The sequence below is a fragment of the Pseudomonas sp. NPDC086112 genome, assembly GCF_044746425.1.
Lineage (GTDB): Bacteria > Pseudomonadota > Gammaproteobacteria > Pseudomonadales > Pseudomonadaceae > Aquipseudomonas.
Window position 1 is genome coordinate 1 of record NZ_JBIVCD010000014.1, and the last position, 18,013, is coordinate 18,013.

Annotated in this window: 17 protein-coding genes and 1 pseudogene; 9 read left to right on the forward strand and 9 right to left on the reverse strand. The window is 58.5% G+C overall.

Annotated elements, in window-relative coordinates:
• The 3 genes from ACIPLA_RS12530 to ACIPLA_RS12540 all read right to left on the reverse strand — a co-directional run.
• Positions 1–1,052: malate:quinone oxidoreductase (locus ACIPLA_RS12530; protein WP_401173300.1), on the reverse strand; the 1,052-nt coding region annotated here is incomplete at its 3' end.
• A 317-nt stretch (positions 1,053–1,369) separates the two neighbouring features.
• Entirely contained in the window at positions 1,370–2,080 is a 711-nt protein-coding gene (locus ACIPLA_RS12535) for a GNAT family N-acetyltransferase (protein WP_401173302.1), read from the reverse strand.
• Positions 2,081–2,139: 59 nt separating this feature from the next.
• Positions 2,140–2,709 carry a YceI family protein gene (locus tag ACIPLA_RS12540; protein WP_401173304.1) on the reverse strand — a complete coding sequence of 190 codons (570 nt, stop codon included), beginning with the start codon at positions 2,707–2,709 and terminating at the stop codon, positions 2,140–2,142.
• A 221-nt stretch (positions 2,710–2,930) separates the two neighbouring features.
• Between ACIPLA_RS12540 and ACIPLA_RS12545 the strand changes: the two genes are divergently transcribed.
• Both ACIPLA_RS12545 and ACIPLA_RS12550 read left to right on the forward strand, forming a co-directional pair.
• On the forward strand, positions 2,931–3,551 hold the full coding sequence (locus tag ACIPLA_RS12545; RefSeq protein ID WP_401173306.1) for a DUF3885 domain-containing protein: 621 nt from the start codon (positions 2,931–2,933) through the stop codon (positions 3,549–3,551).
• 141 nt (positions 3,552–3,692) lie between these two features.
• Entirely contained in the window at positions 3,693–4,538 is an 846-nt protein-coding gene (locus tag ACIPLA_RS12550; RefSeq protein ID WP_401173308.1) for a hypothetical protein, read from the forward strand.
• A gap of 293 nt (positions 4,539–4,831) precedes the next feature.
• Here the strand turns inward: ACIPLA_RS12550 and ACIPLA_RS12555 are convergent, their stop codons facing one another.
• On the reverse strand, positions 4,832–6,163 hold the full coding sequence (locus ACIPLA_RS12555) for a PLP-dependent aminotransferase family protein (protein WP_401173309.1): 1,332 nt from the start codon (positions 6,161–6,163) through the stop codon (positions 4,832–4,834).
• 88 nt (positions 6,164–6,251) lie between these two features.
• Here ACIPLA_RS12555 and ACIPLA_RS12560 point away from each other — a divergent pair, with 88 nt between their 5' ends.
• Positions 6,252–7,148 carry a DMT family transporter gene (locus ACIPLA_RS12560; protein ID WP_123494027.1) on the forward strand — a complete coding sequence of 299 codons (897 nt, stop codon included), beginning with the start codon at positions 6,252–6,254 and terminating at the stop codon, positions 7,146–7,148.
• A gap of 145 nt (positions 7,149–7,293) precedes the next feature.
• Positions 7,294–7,839, forward strand: coding sequence for an Hsp20/alpha crystallin family protein (locus tag ACIPLA_RS12565; protein WP_123494025.1), 546 nt, complete (start codon positions 7,294–7,296; stop codon positions 7,837–7,839).
• Between the two features lie 86 nt (positions 7,840–7,925).
• On the opposite strand, the gene ACIPLA_RS12570 is transcribed toward ACIPLA_RS12565, so the two are convergent.
• Positions 7,926–8,843 carry a universal stress protein gene (locus ACIPLA_RS12570; RefSeq protein ID WP_218394551.1) on the reverse strand — a complete coding sequence of 306 codons (918 nt, stop codon included), beginning with the start codon at positions 8,841–8,843 and terminating at the stop codon, positions 7,926–7,928.
• Positions 8,844–9,284: 441 nt separating this feature from the next.
• Between ACIPLA_RS12570 and ACIPLA_RS12575 the strand changes: the two genes are divergently transcribed.
• Positions 9,285–10,205 (forward strand): universal stress protein, encoded by a 921-nt coding sequence (locus ACIPLA_RS12575; RefSeq protein WP_218394550.1) that lies wholly within the window; start codon positions 9,285–9,287, stop codon positions 10,203–10,205.
• Positions 10,206–10,341: 136 nt separating this feature from the next.
• Here the strand turns inward: ACIPLA_RS12575 and ACIPLA_RS12580 are convergent, their stop codons facing one another.
• Positions 10,342–11,730 (reverse strand): MBL fold metallo-hydrolase RNA specificity domain-containing protein, encoded by a 1,389-nt coding sequence (locus ACIPLA_RS12580; RefSeq protein WP_401173311.1) that lies wholly within the window; start codon positions 11,728–11,730, stop codon positions 10,342–10,344.
• A gap of 290 nt (positions 11,731–12,020) precedes the next feature.
• Between ACIPLA_RS12580 and ACIPLA_RS12585 the strand changes: the two genes are divergently transcribed.
• Both ACIPLA_RS12585 and ACIPLA_RS12590 read left to right on the forward strand, forming a co-directional pair.
• Positions 12,021–12,668, forward strand: coding sequence for a BON domain-containing protein (locus ACIPLA_RS12585; RefSeq protein ID WP_123494015.1), 648 nt, complete (start codon positions 12,021–12,023; stop codon positions 12,666–12,668).
• Between the two features lie 57 nt (positions 12,669–12,725).
• A complete protein-coding gene (locus ACIPLA_RS12590; RefSeq protein ID WP_401173313.1) occupies positions 12,726–13,151 on the forward strand; it encodes a potassium channel family protein in 426 nt (141 codons plus the stop codon).
• A gap of 45 nt (positions 13,152–13,196) precedes the next feature.
• Here ACIPLA_RS12590 and ACIPLA_RS12595 read toward each other — a convergent pair whose 3' ends face one another.
• Positions 13,197–15,476: a heavy metal translocating P-type ATPase gene (locus tag ACIPLA_RS12595; protein WP_401173315.1), complete on the reverse strand. Its 2,280-nt coding sequence runs from the start codon at positions 15,474–15,476 to the stop codon at positions 13,197–13,199.
• 75 nt (positions 15,477–15,551) lie between these two features.
• Here ACIPLA_RS12595 and ACIPLA_RS12600 point away from each other — a divergent pair.
• Positions 15,552–15,761: pseudogene (locus tag ACIPLA_RS12600) on the forward strand (amino acid permease); the annotation flags it as partial.
• Between the two features lie 26 nt (positions 15,762–15,787).
• Here ACIPLA_RS12600 and ACIPLA_RS12605 read toward each other — a convergent pair.
• Together ACIPLA_RS12605 and ACIPLA_RS12610 are read right to left on the reverse strand one after the other, a co-directional pair.
• Entirely contained in the window at positions 15,788–16,465 is a 678-nt protein-coding gene (locus ACIPLA_RS12605; RefSeq protein WP_401173317.1) for a dienelactone hydrolase family protein, read from the reverse strand.
• A 1-nt stretch (position 16,466) separates the two neighbouring features.
• The gene (locus ACIPLA_RS12610; RefSeq protein WP_401173439.1) at positions 16,467–17,162 is read right to left on the reverse strand and encodes a phosphoribosyltransferase; all 696 of its coding nucleotides are present in this window, start codon (positions 17,160–17,162) and stop codon (positions 16,467–16,469) included.
• Positions 17,163–17,415: 253 nt separating this feature from the next.
• On the opposite strand from ACIPLA_RS12610, the gene ACIPLA_RS12615 reads away from it, so the two are divergent.
• Positions 17,416–17,982, forward strand: a complete 567-nt coding sequence (locus tag ACIPLA_RS12615; protein WP_218394545.1) for a phosphoribosyltransferase family protein — start codon at positions 17,416–17,418, stop codon at positions 17,980–17,982.
• Positions 17,983–18,013 lie beyond the last annotated feature (31 nt).

The window sequence follows — 18,013 nt, forward strand, 5'->3', positions numbered from 1 at the left end:
TCTTTGAGGAACTTGGTGCTGAAGGTCGCGAATGGGCCAAACAGGATGACGCGCTTGCCGTCCAGGACACGGGTGTCCAGGTGCGGAACCGACATGGGCGGTGCGCCAACGGAGGCTTTGCCGTAGGCCTTGGCCAGGTGTTGCTCGGCAATGGTCGGGTTTTCGGTCACGAGGAACGAGCCGCCAACCGGGAAGCCTGCGTATTCCTGGGCTTCAGGAATGCCGGACTTCTGCAGCAGGTGCAGTGCACCGCCGCCCGCGCCGATGAAGACGAACTTGGCGTCGGTTTCGGTTTTGGTGCCGTCTTTCAGGTTTTTGTAGCTGACGCGCCAGCTGCCGTCTGCGTTCTTGGTGATGTCTTGCACTTCGCTAGACAACTTCAAGTCGAACTTCGGCGTGGTTTGCAGGTGCGCGACGAACTGGCGGGTGATCTCGCCAAAGTTCATGTCGGTACCGATCGGGCTCCAGGTGGCCGCGACTTTCTGGTTCGGGTCACGCCCTTCCATCATCAGCGGAACCCACTTCTTGATGACAGCCGGGTCTTCGGAGTACTGCATGCCGGCGAACAGCGGGCTCGCTTGCAGGGCTTCGTAGCGTTTCTTCAGGAACTTGATGTTGTCATCGCCCCACACAAAGCTCATGTGTGGAGTGGAGTTGATGAACGAACGCGGGTTCTTCAGCACGCCTTGCTGAACTTGCCAGGCCCAGAACTGACGGGAGATCTGGAAGGCTTCGTTGATTTCAACGGCTTTCGCGATCTGAACGTTGCCCTTGTCGTCTTCCGGGGTGTAGTTCAACTCGGCCAGGGCGGAGTGACCGGTACCGGCGTTGTTCCAGCCGTTGGAGCTTTCCTGGGCGACGCCGTCGAGGCGCTCGACCATTTCCATCGACAAGTCGGGTTCCAGCTCATTAAGCCAGACACCCAGTGTTGCACTCATGATGCCGCCGCCAATGAGCAGCACATCGACTTTCTTTGCCTCTTCCGCGTAGGCGGACGTGATCCCCATCGACAAAGCCAGCCCCAGCAGGGCCGTGTTCAGTTTCTTAAACATCTGTAGCACCTATGATAAACGCCATCCGCCTCCAATCCTCAACATGAGCAACCCAAGAGTACGGGTACGCAGGCAGCGTGCCGTGGGTTCCTGCACTTACAAGGATTTGAAGGTGGGCACACAAGGCCGACGTGTCTCCATCGACCTCAGTTATATGTCCCTCGTGCACTGACTTTTTATCATTATTGGCTCAGTTACTTGAGCGACATTGATTCTGTCGGACGTCTGTGGACGTACGAACCGAATAAGTCAAACCAAGTTAATGCGACAGAATATCACGCCTCGGCCAGCCTGCGCGCCCGAAAGGACTCAACAGTCTAGTCGGGACGAGGTCCGCTCACGGCGTCTTTGCTCAAACGATCCAGCACAAACGCCTTGGCGTTGCGCGTCATCTGGTCGAGATGCCGGTCGCGCTGCTTCTCCGCATCGATCATCGCCCGCTTGCCGTGTTTCTGCAGCAGGTACGTATGTATCTGCCGCACCTCCAGAGAACTGTAGATTGATGTGACATCCAATAAGCCCATCAAGCCTTCAGTGCCGTGATCACGGGTGTTCATCAGTACCTGAGTGCCACGCACGCCCAGCACCTGGAAGCCCATCGACTCGAACCAGGGCACCTTGGCGACGGTGCAGGTCAGTTCGGCATGCGGGTAGCGATCGAGCATGTCTTGCAGCATCGCCCGGGCGACGCCCCGCCGCCGGTGGCTGGCCTGCACCGCCATGTACGCCACGCCGCACGCCTCGGGGTCGTCCTTGACCGGCAGGTACAGCAGAAAGCCGATGACCTGCTCAGGGTCTTCATCATCCGTGGCGACGATCAGTTCGACCGCAATGCCTTTGGCGCCGTTGAGCGCTTCGAGGTAGAGATGAACCTCATAGCCCACCGCGTATTGATAGACGTTGTACAACGGGTTGCTCGGCGCGATGCCCACCATGCTGATGTCGGTCAGGTTGTCGACGACCATCTGCAGAATCTGGCTGTTGATGGGCTCTGGGCATGGGGTGGCAAAGTGGGTGAGCTGGGGCATTGCGTTTTAGACTCCGGGTTAAGCCCGCTATTGTCACAGATCGAGCCCTCGCAGGAAAATCACCGCTCGGGCGCGACGATGCGGAAGCGGATGTTGATGTCGTTGGAGACAACATTGTCCGCCCACTCCCCTTCGCCGATCTTGAAGTCCCTGCGTTTCACGATGATGTCGCCATCGAAGATGCCGATGGCCTTCTCCGGCTTCAGCAGCACCTTCACCTGCAACTCACGCGTCATGCCCCTGAGCGTGAGGTTGCCGGTGATCAAGTAGCGATGGTCGCCCAGCGCTTTCACCCCGGTTGATTCAAAGGTCGCCACCGGATACTCCGCCGTGTTGAACCAGGCAGGCTTTTGCAGCTCGCTGTTGGCGTCGCTGCCCCCGGCGTCGATGCTGGCAAGGTCGATGGTCATCTTGGCCTGGGCCGCGGTGGGGTTCGCCGTGTCGAAATCGATTGTGGCGTCGAACTTGCCGAAGGTGCCATACGCCCTGGAGCCGAACTGGTTATAGGTGAAAGAGATCTTGCTGGCGGTGGTGTTCACCTGGGTGTATTCGACGGCGTGGGCGCAGGGCAAGGTGCCGACCAGGAGGATGGCGAGCAATGCGGCGAAACGCGGGAATCGAGGGGGCATGGGATTCTCCGGTTGAAGCGCCTTGGGATTCAATCACCGCACAGGTGTGTCAGTGGACTTAAGCAAATATTCGATGTTTATTCCAGTGGAGCAGTGCCCCTGCGCCTCAAAACCCCAGCCCTACAGCCTTTGGACTCGCAGGAAAGCCCCATGCGCCTAAAGTTGTGTTCTTGGCCGCCGACTCCCTTTTGTTAATCCCTCTTGCGAAGGACCGTAAAGTAATGAACCTGCAGCGTAAAATTGATGAGGTTTTCGCGGGAAAAGCCTTCGAACGGCCGCTGTTCTATTCCTGCCCGGGAGGTTTGCGATTTAGCCTTTCCGAAAAGGGAACTGCCATTGAACAGTTTCTTCTCGCGCTTCAAAAAGCACGATGCATTTGCGAGGACATTTTCCCTGACGAAGGATCGCTCGTTGTGTGTCTTCGTGTTCGCTCCGGGACAAATCCTTTTGCACTCCGACCTGTTTTAGCAGAGCTTCGGGCCGCGGGCTTCAGAATTCCCTCGAATCATTCCCGATGGCATAACCTCCTTCATCCGGACGATTGGTTTGATGAAAGTGAAGAAGAGTATTGGGTAAATGTCGCCTTTCATGCCCCTTTGTCGCTACTTCAGAATTTTCTATGGTGTGCATTGGCGAGGGACTTCGGAGACATTCGGCCCCGCCCGTTTTGTGACATCTACTTTTTCAACCTGAGCCTGCAGGTTATGGCATTTCCCTACGATGATCGCGGCATGGATGTCGTCGGTCCGAACAGGACTCCCTTGGCGCAGCTGTATCAGAAACATCAGCGTTATTTGTTAGCCCATGATCGGCCAGTGATGGATGAGACATTCCGCGTTTAGAATCTCATCGTTGATAACGCTGATCAACATCATCAATCAGACCGACTTGACCCCGAAAGCGCTGACAACAATCCCTAAACGGTCCTTTACCCACCGCGCCATTACTGGATAATGCCAAGCTGGCACCATCAGGCCCTGACCTTGATTTTTCAAGGTTTTTATTGCTACAGCCTGACAGTCGCCTTCAAGGATGGACGATCGACTACGGAACAAGGAGTCAGCACTGTGATGTCACCGCAAGATTCAGCAATACCGCTTACCCGCACTCAGAAATTCACTTCATTGATCACCCGCGGCATGGCAGGCCTCGGCGTCGTGCTGGGCGCCATGTGGGCGTTGATCACCTATGCCGTGCCAGACCCTAGCGTGTTCGGTTTCAGCTTTATCAGCTGGAAAAACGTGGTGTTGCTGGTGAGTACTTTTTTGTTTCTGGGGGCCGTTTCAATCGGCTGGCAGATTCGTAACTTCACGCCGATGCTCCGCGGCACATTGCAGTTTCTCATGGTTGCCGGCTTGTCTTTTGGCTTCTTCATCTTGGGCACCGAATACTCCAAGCCCTCTTTCGAGTTCGCCAAACTGCAAGCCAGGATCGTCGAAAACGAAGGCAACAACCTGCTCGGCAAACGCATGGAAGTGCTGGATAACGTACGCATAGAACTGGAGGGCTGCGAAAATATCGGCCGCTTGCCCACTTGCACATTTGAACTGACCAATCTGAACGTGGACCGCAGCTTTCGCTTCGACGACGGCACCCGACTATTCGACGAGTCTGGTGGCCCTCTCAAGTTCGAGTCGATCCGGGTAGGCCAGGTCGAGGACAACGCCTGGCTACGCTTCCCGCTGATTCGCAATGTACCGACACGGGTTACGCTGATCTTCCAGCAGAGCAACAGCAAGCTGAGCAAAACACCTGCGATCAAGTTAGTGTTTCGGGATGGGAATGATGAGGCGCTTACCGTTAAATTCAGTGAGATTGTAATGCGCTAGTTGTTGGAATAAAGGCACTCTACTGACCACTGGAAAGCCCTCGACGTTGAAGACTTTCCGGGTTTCAAACGGTAGCATCACCCACCCGAGGGATCAGGCGATCGGGTGAGCTTGGTAGATCTTGCTGACGATGGCCCGAGAAGAGGGAGTGTCAGTCGACATTGATGTTGCTTGGCACTGCGCCTTCGCGGGCAAGCCCGCTCCCACAGGTATTGCGCTTGGCTGACTGGCATTAGCGCCGTCCCCCTGCTGATCAGTGCGGCGCAGGCACATACTCTTCGGTAATAACGAGACTATGTGTAAGCCCCAATCATCCACTTCACTTTTTCCAGCGCCTCCCTCAATGCACCCATCTCCACAGAGCCCAGCGCCAGACGAAACGCATGCGGGACGTTGACCGAAGTGGCGAACGGTTCGGCGGTGGAAACCGAGACGTTTTCGCGCATCAATGCCATGGCGATCTGGTCCGCCCTTGCGTCTTCCGACAACGGCAGCCAAAGAAAATACGACGAGGGATGGCGAATGCAGCGCAGCCCCGCCAGTACCTCGCCGGCCACGACTTGCCTTGCTTGCGCGTCGCGACGCTTTTCGGCTTCCAGTTGCATGACGGTGCCATCGTCGAGCCAGGCAGTGGCGATCGCCGTCATCACGCCCGGAGTATTCCAGGTCGTCGCTTTGATCGTGCGCTCCAGCGCGGGCACGTGTTGAAGGGGGGCGACGACGAAGCCGACGCGCAGTCCGGTGGCCACGCTCTTGGAGAGGCCTGATACGTACACCGTTCTCTCAGGGGCGAGGTCCGCCAGCGGTGCGGGGGGATTTTCCGCGAGGAAGGCGTAAGCAGCGTCCTCAATGATCAGCAGCCCATGCCGACGCGCAATCGTCACCAGGTATTCCCGTTGATCGGCACTCATCACCCATCCCAGCGGATTGTGCAGGGTCGGCATCGTGTACACGGCCCGCACGCGCCGATGCTGGCACAGGCTTTCCAGCGCCTCCAGATCCGGGCCGTGATCGAGCACGGGAATGGGCACGATTTCAAGGTGCAGTGAGTCGGCCAGAGCCTTGAACCCTGAATAGGTCAAGGCATCCGCCGCAATCACGTCACCGGGTTGCAATAGCGCCATCATGGTCACGGCCAGCCCCTGCTGGGCACCGGTGACGATCAGCACCTGCTCTGCCTCAACCGCCAGGCCTCGGACGCGCAGATGGCGCGCCACCGAGGCGCGTTCATGCAGGCGCCCCGCGTGTGGCTGATAGCGCAGCAGCGATTCCAGATCGCCGGCCGATGCGAGCTGGCGCAGGGCATTTCGTAGCAGTTCTGCCTGCCCGGGAAGCGCCGGATAGTTGAAGTTCAGGTCCGTCATGCCAGCGGCAACGCTATGCTGGTCAATACTCTGGCCCGGCGACCATGACGTTTCCCTGACGAAAGTCCCCCGCCCCATCTCTCCGCTGACCAGGCCCATGGCTTCCAGCTCCGCGTAAACGCGGCTAGCCGTCACCAGCGCCAGGCCTTCCGTTGCCGCCAACTGACGGTGGGTCGGCAAGCGCGTGCCCGGCAACAGTCGTCCTGAGCGGATGTCCGCGGCAAATTCATCCACCAGTGATTTGTAGCGGGAACGAGGCATGCGCAAGTGTATCCATGACAATATTTTGATTGTATTGAGTTTCGTCCATAGGATGCCTCCCATGCAACCGGCATAAAGGGAGTCCTCAATGGAACGCACATCGAATCTGCAAACCCACACCACGGAAAAGACCGCGAGCGGCTGGCTCAACGGGTTCATCGGCGTGCTCATTTTCAGCGGCTCGCTGCCGGCGACGCGGGTGGCCGTTCTGGAGTTTGACCCGGTCTTTTTGACGGTTGCGCGGGCCAGCATCGCTGCCCTTCTGGCGTTGTGCATGCTGCTGCTTTTCAACGAGAAACGACCGGCCAAGAGTCAGCTTCTCTCCCTGGCAATAGTGGCCTTGGGCGTTGTATTGGGGTTTCCACTGCTGACGGCGCTGGCGCTGCAATATGTGACGTCTGCGCATTCCATCGTCTTCGTAGGCCTGTTGCCACTCGCCACGGCAGCCTTCGGCGTCTGGCGCGGTGGCGAGCGTCCCCGGCCGGTCTTCTGGTTCTTCTCAGTGTTGGGAAGCCTGCTGGTGGTAGGTTTTGCCGTTTCCCAAGGCCTGACCGCCTCTCCTGCGGGGGACATTCTGATGTTGCTGGCCATCCTCGCCTGCGGATTGGGCTATGCAGAAGGCGCAAAGCTTTCAAGAACACTGGGCGGCTGGCAGGTGATTTCCTGGGCCCTGGTGCTGTCGCTTCCCGTCATGGTGCCGCTGACCTGGTTCCTGACCCCGCCTTCGCTCTCGGGAATCACCCCGACCGCATGGATCAGCCTGGCTTATGTCTCGCTGTTCAGCATGTTTCTCGGCTTCGTGTTCTGGTATCGCGGGCTGGCCCAGGGCGGGATTGCCGCCGTCGGTCAGCTTCAGCTGCTACAGCCGTTTTTTGGCCTGGCGCTGGCGGCCACGCTGCTGCATGAGCAGGTCAGCCTTGGCATGTTGGGTGTGACCGTTGCGGTGATCCTTTGCGTGGTCGGTGCGCGCAAGTTCTCGAAATAGACGGCTCGCCGTCAGAAACCGACTGTTGGTCGGTCTGGCGGCTGCAGGAATACTAACCTTTTAAGGTAAGGCCTGAATTTGTCGTGGTGGACCGGCCTCCGAGACGTTCCCGGCCCACCGCAGTGCTCGATAGGAGGAATGAAAAATGGCCAATTTCGAGAAGAAAATGCCGGTGCAGACCGACGACGAAAAAACCGATCAGCAACCGACGGTGGCAGACCCTTGGCGGCCCCTGGAAAAACTGCGCCAGCAGGTCGATCACCTGTTCGAAGACTTCAATCGTGGCTCGGGGTTGACCCCTTTCCGGCGTGGGCTGTTCGATGTCGAACCGTTCTGGAGTCGGGAATTTATCGGCCGCAGCCTGCCTGCGGTGGACATTACCGAGAAGGATGAAAGCTTCGAAATCACCGCCGAACTGCCGGGCATGGATCAGGAAAATATCGACATCAAATTGTCCAATGGCAACCTGATCATCAAGGGTGAAAAGAAAGAGGACAAGGAAGAAAAAAGAAAGGGCTATCACTTGTCAGAGCGTCACTATGGCTCCTTCCAGCGGGCATTCAGCCTGCCCAAAGGCGTCGATGCCGACAAGATCGAAGCGAACTTCAGTAAAGGTGTGCTGAGCATTTCGCTGCCGAAGAAGCCCGAAGCCATGAACGCGGACAAAAAGGTGCAAATCAAATCAAGCTGAATCGCCCTTCGCGCGACAGAAAGCCCCTTGCCGGGAAACCGGTCAGGGGCTTTTTTTGTAGTCGCGAGGGCGCCAGGCAGAACCTGTCAGTCGACCCGGGGCAATGGCTTGACGATCGTCAGACTGGAGGGCGACCGGTTCAACACACTTTCGGCCGTACTGCCGATGAACATATCGATCCCGCGATGGTAGGTTGTCCCCAGTACTACCATGTCGAAGGCATGTCGTTGTACAAAATGTGCGATCACCTCAGAGGGAATCCCAGGCAGTAGATGTTGCTGTTGTTTCTCGATTCCGTAGCGCTCGGCAAGCACCTCAAAGGCCTCCAGCTGAGCATCGATGACCGCGTCTCTCAAACTGCCATCCAGTGTCGCTGTCGGCACGTTCACCTCAGACTCCCCCAACTCCGACCAGCCGTCGACGTTGAGCAGGTGCAAGGTGGCGCCGCAGGATTCAGCCAGCGTCGAGGCCAGGTCGAGAATCCGGTCATTAAGCCCTTGGGTCAGCGCCTCCAGATGGGACAGGTCGACGGTGGCGAGTATGCTCAACGGGTTTGGATTTACGGCATCGGTGACCAGGTGCAAAGGGGCCGGACAGTTGCGCAGCAACTGCCAGTCCAGAGGCCGGTGAAAGGCGCGATCGAGTGCCGACACGCGATGTGTGTCCTTGATCACCAGGTCCGCATGGAAGTCATTCACGTACTCAAGCAGATGCGCCAGGCTCGGTCTGGCCCAGACCACTTCAGTGGTCACCTGCAACCCTTCGCATCGTTGAAACCGGGCTTGCTGTTCCAGCCAGTGACGATGCACCTGCAAGTAACCTTCCCGTGCCTGGGCCATTGCGTCGTGGTCAAACAGGCCGGCCACCGCCAGTGCCTGGACATGGTCGAAAGCGACGATGTGCAACATTGCACCGGTTGCACAGGCCAGGGCTCGCGCCCGATCGAAAGCCGGGGTGCGGACCATTTCGGTCGGGGCAATCAATAGCAGACGTTGAATTTTCACCTCTACTCTCCTTGCAACATCGGCAATTGCATCGCGCGGGCCAACATGGCGGCCCGGTCGAACGCTGGAGTACGAGTCATGCCGAAAGGAGCGATCAGCAGTAAACGCTGTGTCTGCGACATAGGGCACCTCGGCGCACGGCCATCTCGATGCAGTGGGTAGAACCACAGAGTGAGCGCTTCAGAACCGGGGGATTTGATCTTTGTCAGCTATAGGGTCGACCGTTCTTCTGAATCGTCAGTTTGCTGGAAACAAACCCGAAAGCGGCTCTACAACGCCCCCCACCACACGTCGGGGCGCATGCTGCATCACTCGCCAGGTTGATAAAGATCAATCCCGTTCCTCCCGTCAGTGACAGGATAAAAAACAGAGCATCGGTGCCCAAACGCATGGGTGCCATGGAGCACAGGTGTTTCCGCAGTTTTTGACAGGAGCTTTGTCATGTCTGAGCAATTACGCTTCATGCTGGTCGTCTCGCCGCTCATGGAAAACAGCCCCGCGTTCGATCGGGCCGCCGCGTTGGCCAAGGCCGCGGGCGCGGCCCTGCACATCGTCGCCTTCGATTACCTGGAAGGTTTGGCAACGGCCAGCCTGGTCAATGAACAAGTGCAGGAGCAGATGCGGCTCGGGTATGTCGAGCGCCATCGCCAGTGGCTCGAAGAACAGGCCCGTCCCTTGCGTAAAATCGGTGTGCCTGTCACCACTGAGGTGGTTTGGGTAGAAAGACCGTTGCAGGAAATCCTCGTTCACCTCAAAGAACAGCCGATGGCAGTCCTGATCAAGGCTCTGGAGTACGAGTCGCTGCTGTCACGGATCATGTTCACGCCCCTGGATATTCATCTGCTGCGCGAATGCCCGGTTCCGCTGCATTTTGTCAGCCATGTGCAGCACGCGTTGCCACGCAAGATCGTCGCCGCGGTCGATCCCTTCCACAGCAATACTCAGTACAAGGATTTCAACGACAGGATTCTGCGCGAGGCGTCAAAACTGGCCAGTACCTGCAACGCCGAGCTCGATGTTATCTATGCCCATGACCTGTCATCGATCAGCGCGGACGAGTTCGATTTCGACAACAGCTCGACGTTTTTCTCTTCAGGCAAAGCCAAGACTCTGTTCGACGCACAGGGCGATGCCTTCCGCGAATTGGCCGAACGCAACGGTATTGCGCCGGAGCAACAGCACATGATCATGGGCAACCCGGCCAAGGTCCTTACCCATTACGCCGATGCGTACAACGTCGATGTGATTGTCATGGGCCGGGTCGGCCATCGTGGCATGGGTCGATTGGTGGGCAGCACCGTGGAGCATCTGCTGTACAAAATGCCGTGCAGTGTATGGGTGGTTTCACCTGAAGATCTGTAGAGGGACGCTGCGACAGCGCTCGGACACTACTGTCGGGCGCTGAGCCGCGCCATGAAACTCAGGACAATTTTTGGCACAGGTCCTTGCTCCTCTCATCCCCGGCCCTTTGCCGGAAAACCGGCCAAGGGGTTTATTGTCAGAGTGATGAGCTTGAGGGCTGATCGAGGGGGGTTAATTCAACACTGTCGCGGTACTCCGGCACCGAAACCGACCAGCCCAGTTCCAGACTGATACGCCGGCGCAGTACATCCGAGGCATTCGGTTCCCCGTGCACCACATAGGTGTGTTTCGGCGGCCGTTTGAACCCGCGCAACCACTGCATGATTTCATCCGCATCGGCATGCGCGGACAGCGTTTGCATCGGTACCACTTCGGCCCGGATCGGCACGTCTTGGCCATGGATACGCACCGATGGAGCACCGGCGATGATCTGCGCACCACGGGTACCGCCTGCCTGGAAGCCCGGCACCAGCAGCGTATTCAACGGGTTGGGTGCCAGTGCCTTGAGGTGATGAAGTACGCGCCCACCGGTGGCCATGCCGCTGGCGGCGATGATCACCGCCGGGGTGCGTTGCTGGTCCAGTTCGATAGAGTCTTGGGTCGAGCGCACGAAATGCGCGACATGGCACATGCCTTCGCATTCCTGCGGTGACAACCGGTGCTCGCTGCGAAAACGCTGGTACAGGCGCGTGACGTCGGTGGCCATGGGGCTGTTGAGGTAGATCGGCAGGTCCGGGATCGCCCGCTTCTGGACAAGCCTGTACAGGTAATACATCAGCAATTGCGCACGTCCGACCGCAAACGATGGCACCAGCGTGATGCCGTGGCGCAAAGCGGTGCGGGTGATGACCTGCGCCAGTTGCTCCTCCGGGGATTCAACAGGGTGCTGTCGGTCACCGTAAGTCGACTCCACCAGCAGGTAATCGGTCTGCTCGATGATTTCCGGGGCGAACATCAATGGATCGTTCGGCCGCCCCAGGTCCCCGGAACACACCAGCGTCATGCCATCGGCCACCACTTCCACCGTGGCGGCGCCCAGTATGTGTCCGGCGCAGCGCAACAGGATGCTCATGCCCGGAACAATCCCGACCCGGTGGTGCAACTCCACCGGATGCAACAGTTTCAGCGCCTGTTCGGCGTCTTGCTCGGTATAAAGCGGCAGCGCCGGAGTGTGTTTGGAGAAGCCATGGCGATTGGCAAACTCGGCCTCTTCTTCCTGCAAGCGGCCACTGTCACGCAGCAGGATTTTCACCAATTCACAGGTCGCGGGGGTGGCGTACACCGGCCCGCGATAACCGTTGCGCACCAGCACCGGTAAATAGCCACTGTGATCCAGATGGGCATGGGTCAGCACGATGGCGTCGAGGTCGCGAACCGGTACCTGGAAACGGTCCCAGTTGTGCAGACGCAGTTGTTTATAGCCTTGGAATAAACCACAGTCGATCAGCACATGGTGGTCGTGATGTTCCAGCAGGTACTTGCTGCCGGTCACCGTGCCCGCCGCACCGAGAAATGTCATTCGCATCGTCATTTCCTCAAGCCAGGTAACGCTTTACCCGACGGATAAACGCTTATCCATGGTTTCCCCTCGGTTCATCGCGGCAGGGAAGTGTCAGGCTGTGATGAACAGTATCTGGCGTTATCGCCGCGGGGCTCTGATTTTTGTCAACTAATGGCCGGCGAGTGATAGCCGGACGCACTCACAGAAGCCTTGTTGATTTAGCTCAATGTCTTGATGTCGTTCCAGTGTAGAAAAAACTGATCGGGCCAGGCTTGCGTCCGTTGTAATCCACGTATCAGACAGAGGGCATCACCATGAGCGACTTGAGTTTGCGTCAACATATTCTGGAAGAGCTTGAATTCCAGCCTGATATCGATGCTGCCAACATCGGTGTGACCGTGGACAACGGCGTCGTCACACTCTCCGGGCACGTCAAGAGCTACATGCAGAAAATCAACGCAGAACGCGCGGTAAAAAGCATCAAAGGAGTACGCGCGCTGGCCGAAGAAATTCAGGTCAGACCGGAGAAAAACGCTGGCACGGCGGATGACACCATCGCAGCCCGGGCCTTGAACATCATCGCGTGGAGCTCAGACGTTCCCGAGGATGACATCGAAATCACGGTGCAGAACGGCTGGGTCACCCTTGAAGGCGAAGTGGACTGGCAATACCAGAAAGAAACCGTGGAGCGGGCCGTGCACAAATTGTCGGGAGTGGTCGGCATCGACAACCTGCTGACCCTTCGTGCACGGGTGAATGCGGTCGATGTCCAGCAACGTATCGAAGAAGCCCTCAAGCGCAATGCCGAAGTCGATGCCAAGGAGATCCACGTCAAGGTCGAAGGCGACGTCGTGAAGCTTGAAGGCAGGGTTCATTTGTGGCGCGAACGCAAGATCGCGGAACGTGCAGCCTGGTCGGTGCCCGGTGTAAAGCAGGTTGAAGATCATTTGCTGCTCGCCTGAGTCAATGATCTGGGGAAATCGTGGATCGCACCGGCCGCGTTTCACTGGAGGTGCATGATGTTCGCGGTCACATTGATCAATACGCTGGTGGTGATCGTCGCAGTGGTGATCCACTACGAATGCCTGTTACGCCTCAATGACTGGTTGCCGAGGCTTAAACTCTGGAGCCGCTTCAGGATTGTCGTCGGGGTGTTCGGTGCTCTGCTGGCCCATGCCATAGAGGTGTGGTGCTTCGCGCTGGTTTATTACCTGATGGTGCGCTCCGGAGAATGGGGCAGCCTGATCGGCAATTTCGATGGTTCACTGATGGACTGCGTGTACTTTTCATTCACCACGTACACGACAATCGGTTTCGGCGATATTTCACCCGTGGGCAACCTCAAGTACCTGACGGGTCTGGAGGCCCTGACCGGTCTGGTACTCATCACCTGGACGGCATCCTTTCTGTTTATCGAAATGCAGAAGTACTGGAAGCGCAAATAACCCGCCGCCCTTCCCTTGCACGGATCGACTGAGACCGGCTTTTCATTAACGTCTGTCGAGATAACGGAACAGTTCCTCCTCCTGGTCAAAGTGCAGTTGCACAAGGGTATCCAGACGAATCAACTGGTGCTGAATCTCATCGGCGCAAGCCGTTGCAGGGTCGGCACTGAAGTCAGCGCTCATGCGCGCCAGCACATGGATAAGGCGAAAGATCTCTCGATGGGCATGGCTCAATGTCGACAAGGGGTCCTCACCCTGCATGCTTCGTGTCAGCAGCGGGTACAGGTTTTTTTCATCTTCGCGTTCATGGAGGGCCAGTGAGGTTTGCAGCTTATCCACCAGTTCACCCAAGTCGGCCTGTGCTTGCTCAAGTGGACGCAGGGCAAAGTCATTTGCCATCTTATGCAGATCGCTCAGCACCGTGGAAAGCTGATCGTGTTCATCCTGCAGGCGATCGATATGCTCCCCGGCAAGCTGTTGGTGCAGACCTCGCGACGGCATCAATGCACGCAGAGCATTGATAATGATCACCACGTCGATGCCTTCCTGCACAATGGCGCCGATAAGCGGCGGCAGGTAACCGAAGGCCGCCACAACCATGGCCAGCACGGACATGCCCATGCCGACCAACACGCCTTGGCGGGCGATGTGACGGGTGCGGCGGGCAATGTCCAGCGCCTCTACCAGACGATCCAGGCGATCCACCAGCAGCACAACCCCCGCGGCTTGCGCAGAGGCCGTGGCACCACTGGCCCCCATCGCCACGCCGACATGGGCGGCCGCCAGTGCGGGGGCATCGTTAATGCCATCGCCCACCATCAGTGTGCTGGCGCGCAGGCAGCCTTCCTGGACCGCACGCACTTTATCCTCAGGGGTCAACCCGGCACGCAGCTCGTCAATACCGGCAGACAGCGCAATCATCTCGGCGGTTTCCAGGCGATCACCCGTGAGCATGACGATTCTCTCAATGCCTCTGTTGCGCAGTCGACGCAGGGTTAGCGGGGTTTCCCGACGCAGGTTGTCCGAGAAAACCAGCAAACCGGCGAGTGCCCCATCCACTTCAATGAAACTGCCACTACACGCCAGGTAATCCATGTGGCGCAGCATGGTTGTGGCCCAGCCAGGCACGGGCATGTCTTTTTGCACAAACGACAAGGTGCCGAAGCGCACTCGCAGGCCATCGATCAGCCCGCAAAGACCCGCGCCCGGAATCTCCTCAACGTCCTGCGGCAGACTGAGCGGCAATCCACGCTGATAGGCCGCTGTGACAATGGCCTGGGAAATCGGGTGCGTCGAGGCCTGCGCCAGCGAAGCGGCCAGGCCAAGCAGGCGCTGCGGATCGAACGCTCCGTTGGTTTCAATCGACTGCAGACGGGCATGGCCGCTGGTCAGCGTGCCGGTCTTGTCGAGAAACACCTGCTTGACCCCGGCCAGCGCTTCCAGGGTCACGCCGTCCTTGATCAGGATCCCGCGCCGCGCCGCCCTGGAGATACCTGACATAATCGCGATCGGCACCGCCAGAATCAAAGGGCAAGGTGTGGCCACCACCAAAACCGCCAGCGCTCGCAAAGAATCTCCACTCATGTGCCAGGCGATCCCGGCAATCAGCAATGTCAGAGGAATGAAGAGCAATGCATAACGGTCGGCCAGACGCACGAAAGGCGCGCGCGAGCGTCGTGCGGCTTCGGCCAGGCGCACCACCCCGGCATAGGTGCTCTGCGCTGCCGTTCGCGTGGCTGTCAGGAGAATGGGCGCACCGACATTGGTCACGCCACTGGGCAATTGCTCCCCTGCCTGGCGGGTGACCGGCAGTGACTCACCGCTGAGCGCCGATTCGTCCAGAATGGCTGTAGAACTGAGGAGAAAGCCATCGACCGGTACCACCTCCCCCAAGCGCACAAGCAGTGTCTGCTGCGGTTGGATCTGCTCAACCGGTATCTGCCGTAAATCGCCACTTTCTTGCAGCCAGGCAAAGCGTGGCGCCCGGTCTACCAGCGCACGCAGCTCGCGTTCGGCGCGTTGTTTGGTAAAAAACTCCAGGATGCGACCTGACGCCAGCATCAAGGCAATCACCGCCGCCACCAGCGTCTGTTCAAAAAACAACGCCGCTGCAATCGACAGCAGTGCAATCAGATCTACACCGGCCTCGCGTCGGGCCAGGCGCCTGGCAATCTCGACGAGCAACACCAGGGCCATCACCAGACTACCTGCGGCCCAGAAAGTCGATGCCCAGTCAGACTTCCCGACGACCTGCGCAATGCCCCCGACCAGCAGGGTCAGGGTGGTGAGCAGCAATAGAGCCGGATCCAGCCACTTACCGAACATTGATGTGAGTTCCTGCACGCGACATGAATGGATAGAGCTTAGGACTCGAATGCCCGGCATGTTCGCAATGCGTCATCGGTATTGATCAGTATCGGCTTGATTATTTCGGTGGGTGGCGCCCTGCTCGCCTGGACGCTGCTAGCGGCCGAATCGGTGTTTACCCCGGCCAGGGAAAACGTCATGCCGGGGGCGCTCGCCGTGGAGAACAGCCAGGGTGTGCCGGCCAATGCGCTGTGGATCACCAATGGCTGCATTCAACTGTTCCTGCTGCTGACGCTGTATTCACCTTTCCATTTGGCGTATGACAAGCATCAGACGGTGGGGGTCGACGCTGGACGACTACCGTGCAAATACCGCTCGAACCAGTCGCCAGCCAGCCTGGCGACTGTTTCAAGCGCGCCTGTTTCTTCAAAAAGATGCGTAGCGCCCGGCACGACTTCCAGACGTTTCTCACACCGCAAGGCATGACTGCTTTGCACATTCAGATTGATCACCACCGGATCTTGCTCACCGACAATCTGCAGGGTCGCAGCCTTCACGCGGGCCAGCGCCGCACCCGCAAGGTCGGTCCGCCCTCCTCGGCTCACCACGGCATGCACCCGGTCCGCACGCTCGGCCGCTGCCATTAGCGCCGCAGCGGCACCGGTGCTGGCGCCGAACAATCCGATCCGAAGCTGTTGCAGTTCGGCATCCTGGCCAATCCAGTCGATCACCTTCACCAACCGCCCGCAAAGCAGTGCGATATCGAAACGCAGCTCCCGTGTCTGATTATCCAAGTGTTGCTCCGGTTCCGTGAGCAGGTCGAACAGTAATGTGCCCAGCCCTCGCCGGGCCAGCGACTCGGCAACTTGTTGATTACGCGGGCTTGAACGACTGCTACCGCTGCCATGGACGAAGACCACCAGGCCGACAGCGTTCTTGGGCAGACGCAGGTCGGCAGACAGCGCCACGTCCCCCAGGTCCAGCTTTCGATAGCGAGCCTCAATCATTTCAATCCTCCTGACCGGGAACACTCCCGCCGGATTCTCTGTGCCAGGCCCGTTGCAAAAGATCGATGACTTCATCGTCCGAGGTCTGGGAAAAGTTCATGTACCAATAACCGATCGACATCATCCACTCAGGAATGAGCGGGCAGATCACCTCATCGACTTCGCTATACAGGGCCTCTAGCGTATCAAGCGGTGCCACTGGCACCGCAACGACGATGCGCGACGGTGATTGCAGGCGCACCGCGTGTATCGCCGCCATCATCGAGGCGCCGGTCGCCAGGCCGTCGTCGACCAGAATCGCCACCTGATCCTTGAGTTGCACCGGTGCCCGCGTCCCGCGGTAGGCACGCTCGCGCCGCACCAGCTCCTGCGTTTCCCGTGCAACCACGTTATCGAGTGTGCGTTGATCGATACGGTTCGCCCGCAGCGCCTCTTCATTGACGATTTGTATGCCGCCACTGGCAATCGCGCCCATGGCGAACTCCTCATGGAATGGCACCCCCAGCTTGCGGACCAGTATCAGGTCGAGGCGCACCTCCAGGGCCGTGGCAATTTCATAGGCAACCGGCACGCCGCCACGGGGCAAAGCGAGAACGATGACATCGGGTCGATGAGCGTATTTGAGCAACGGTTCTACCAGTCTCCGACCGGCATCAACCCGGTCGCGCAAGAGGGTTTGCGATGAGGGGTTCTGAATCACTTGAAACCTCCCCGGCGATCACGCCTGTCGGTTCGTATCACTCCGCCCTGACTTCTCCAGACCGTGGGCAGCCGTCGCGTCCTCACTGAATCAAGCATCATCCTTAGTTTAGATTCCGCTCCTGAAGTCTCCTTGTTGTTGATTTATATCAAGTGCCCGCGCAAGGCTGTCCAGTGGTCCTCCCAAGGCGCATGCTCTACACAGCCCTTACGTTATGATTCACCCATCGGGCTTTCGACGGGAGACTGCCATGCCTACTCTGCCTTCGAGTCAGCGGTTGCGCTTGTACGACAGCGATGAACTCGAATTGGTGCTGCAGGCAATGGCGCGCCAGGCCGCAACACTGTTGCCGCCCGCTCAAGCGGCATTGGTCGGCATCCAGCGCCGTGGTGAGCCTCTGGCACAGCGTTTACGGCAACATCTGTCACGTCAGACCGGCCAGCCAGAACTGCCTCTCTACCCACTGAAGGTCAAGCGCTATGCCGATGACCTCAAGGTGCTGCATGCACACACTGCACTGACCGAGAACCCGCTTCTCAACACGCTGGACCTTGCCAATACCACCCTGCTGGTTGTCGATGATGTGCTGTTTGAAGGCCACTCGCTCCTGCGCACCTGCGCGTACCTGGCGCAACTCGGTGCTCGTCGGGTCTACACGGCAGTACTGGTCGACCGGCATGTCTGCCAGCAGCCGATCCATGCCGATATTGTCGGCGTGCACCTGCAAGTGGCCGCCCATGACATCGTCGAATGCAACGTGCCGCCCTATGAACTGGAGTTTTGCATTGAAGTGCTGCGTCATGGCGCCGCCCGCTGACTCGCTTTCCAGCCAATTGAGCGTAGTCGGC

Excerpts from the sequence above, each read along its gene's own strand:
- ACIPLA_RS12540 (WP_401173304.1), bottom strand. The coding sequence starts at position 2,709 with ATGCCCCCTCGATTCCCGCGTTTCGCCGCATTGCTCGCCATCCTCCTG.
- ACIPLA_RS12595 (WP_401173315.1), bottom strand. The coding sequence starts at position 15,476 with ATGTTCGGTAAGTGGCTGGATCCGGCTCTATTGCTGCTCACCACCCTG.
- ACIPLA_RS12585 (WP_123494015.1), top strand. The coding sequence starts at position 12,021 with ATGAGCGACTTGAGTTTGCGTCAACATATTCTGGAAGAGCTTGAATTC.
- ACIPLA_RS12560 (WP_123494027.1), top strand. The coding sequence starts at position 6,252 with ATGGAACGCACATCGAATCTGCAAACCCACACCACGGAAAAGACCGCG.
- ACIPLA_RS12580 (WP_401173311.1), bottom strand. The coding sequence starts at position 11,730 with ATGCGAATGACATTTCTCGGTGCGGCGGGCACGGTGACCGGCAGCAAG.
- ACIPLA_RS12605 (WP_401173317.1), bottom strand. The coding sequence starts at position 16,465 with ATGATTGAGGCTCGCTATCGAAAGCTGGACCTGGGGGACGTGGCGCTG.
- ACIPLA_RS12590 (WP_401173313.1), top strand. The coding sequence starts at position 12,726 with ATGTTCGCGGTCACATTGATCAATACGCTGGTGGTGATCGTCGCAGTG.
- ACIPLA_RS12565 (WP_123494025.1), top strand. The coding sequence starts at position 7,294 with ATGGCCAATTTCGAGAAGAAAATGCCGGTGCAGACCGACGACGAAAAA.
- ACIPLA_RS12555 (WP_401173309.1), bottom strand. The coding sequence starts at position 6,163 with ATGCCTCGTTCCCGCTACAAATCACTGGTGGATGAATTTGCCGCGGAC.
- ACIPLA_RS12535 (WP_401173302.1), bottom strand. The coding sequence starts at position 2,080 with ATGCCCCAGCTCACCCACTTTGCCACCCCATGCCCAGAGCCCATCAAC.
- ACIPLA_RS12545 (WP_401173306.1), top strand. The coding sequence starts at position 2,931 with ATGAACCTGCAGCGTAAAATTGATGAGGTTTTCGCGGGAAAAGCCTTC.
- ACIPLA_RS12575 (WP_218394550.1), top strand. The coding sequence starts at position 9,285 with ATGTCTGAGCAATTACGCTTCATGCTGGTCGTCTCGCCGCTCATGGAA.
- ACIPLA_RS12615 (WP_218394545.1), top strand. The coding sequence starts at position 17,416 with ATGCCTACTCTGCCTTCGAGTCAGCGGTTGCGCTTGTACGACAGCGAT.